At 51.2% G+C, this 1,912-nt stretch carries 2 protein-coding genes; both read right to left on the bottom strand.

Going from position 1 to position 1,912, the window contains the following annotated elements; genetic code table 11:
- Positions 1 to 192 (bottom strand): PRC-barrel domain-containing protein (locus RMO84_RS14770; protein ID WP_310489206.1); only part of this gene is annotated, 192 nt, incomplete at its 3' end.
- A gap of 308 nt (positions 193 to 500) precedes the next feature.
- The coding region (locus tag RMO84_RS14765) for a glycoside hydrolase family 13 protein (RefSeq protein WP_310489205.1) at positions 501 to 1,912 on the bottom strand (1,412 nt) is incomplete at its 5' end.

The following is a 1,912-nucleotide window of genomic DNA, read 5'->3' as shown; positions in this document are numbered from 1 at the left end:
TACTTTCTTGCCAACAATCCAAGCACCAGTATTGATAACTAAGTAGCGAAAGCGGCCTTCGTCATCGACTAAAACATCTTCGACCGAACCGATTTTCTCATCTGCTGTGTAGACATCTAAGCCTTTGATTTCGCGATTGCCAAAGTGTTCTTTGTAATCTGGGTTGAAGTCTTTAATCTTGTGAAGAACCATTTGATTTCATCCTACTATTTAAGTTTTGCAATACCTGATGTGTATCAGCTTACAAGTCAGCTCTATTATCTTTATCCTTCGATCTGCGGATCTAGCAGATGCCAATGGATAGAGGCTAGAGCTGTAAGTATTTTCGAGACGATCGCAAAATATTTTCGATGTTTGCATCGGCTCGATCTTGGCAGAATCGATCGACTTTTGAGTCGCGACAAATTTTTCCAAACACAAGCCCGACTTCTTGATTAAAGAAGTCGGGCTTGTCGCGGTAATCGATCCTCGCCAGGTGTTCCAATCCAAAATCCAAAAGGCTATCGCATCAAGACACACCCACTCCGAGGCGGGAGATCGATCGTCAGCCGATCCCCTGGCAAGTCTAGTTTTGCCGCACCAAATAACACCCGTTCGGGGCGCGATTTCAATCCCAGACTTACCAAATCTAAGCTCATCCGTACCGATTCCAGCCCGACATTTACCGCCACGACAATTTCGACCTCATCCAAACTCCGCACGAAGGCATAACCATTGCCCTCGGCGAACAACACTCGATAAGTACCGACTCGCAAGGCGGGATGGGCATTGCGCAAGGCGATGAGGTCGCGGTGATACTTTAATAGCTCCCGATCCCATTCGGCTTCTGCCGGAAAGCCGCGCCGCGCATCGGGATCGAGTGCGCCGACCAAGCCGACTTCATCGCCATAATAGATACTTACAGCACCTGGGAAAGTCAGTAATAGTAATGTCCCTAACTCTACACTCGCCCGATCGGTTTGGGCGATCGATATCAGTCGGGCAGTATCGTGACTGGCTAATTGATTTAACTGCGTCAGTTGAATTTCCCAGGGATAGAGATCGAGCAATGTCTGAATTTTTTGGGCGTATGCGGGGGCTGACAGGGCTGGATAGGGGTCGTAACTGCGCGAAAGGACTAAATCCATTGCTACGCGATCGCCAGCCGTGAAGGCGATTGTCGGCGCGGTAAACAGATAATTCATCACGCCGTCAAACTGGGTGCCGTCGAGCCACTGGCGCGCGTCGTGCCAGACTTCGCCGACGATATAGGCTTCGGGGTTAATGGCTTTGACGCGATCGCGAAATTCTTGCCAAAAGCCTTCGGTCTTAATTTCAAAGGGGACATCGAGTCGCCAACCGTCGATGCCAAGCCGAATCCAGTGCTCGGCAATCTGCATCAGGTATTCGCGGACGTCGGGATTGTCGTGATTGAAGACGGGGAGGGCGCGGTTGCCGACCCATCCTTGGTAGTTAGCTGGCAGGGAGCCATCGTAAGCTGATAGCGGCCAATCGTAAATGGTAAACCAATCGATCCAGGGGGAGTTGGAGCCGTTCTCTAAGATGTCGTTGAAGAAGAAGAAGCCGCGACTGGCATGGTTGAAGACGCCATCGAGGACGATTTTCATGTTGCGCTGGTGGGCGATCTTGAGGAGTTGTTCAAATGCCTGGTTGCCACCGAGGATCGGATCGATTTGGTAGTAGTCGTGGGTGTGGTAGCGGTGGTTGCAGGTGGATTGAAAGATGGGGGTGAAGTAAAGGGTATTAATGCCGAGGTGTTGGAGGTAGTCGAGTTTTTCGATGACGCCCCAGAGGTCGCCGCCTTTGTAGCCTTGGAGGGTGGGGGGTGCGTTCCAGTTTTCCCAGTTGGGATGTTGAGTTAGGTGGGGGTGGGGTTGTTGGCCGATGGCGAATCGATCGGGGAAGATTTGGT

Source organism: Chamaesiphon sp. VAR_69_metabat_338 (assembly GCF_031423935.1).
Classification (GTDB): domain Bacteria; phylum Cyanobacteriota; class Cyanobacteriia; order Cyanobacteriales; family Chamaesiphonaceae; genus Chamaesiphon.
Note: the sequence above shows the minus strand (reverse complement) of the source record. Positions and strands in the feature narration are given on the sequence as shown.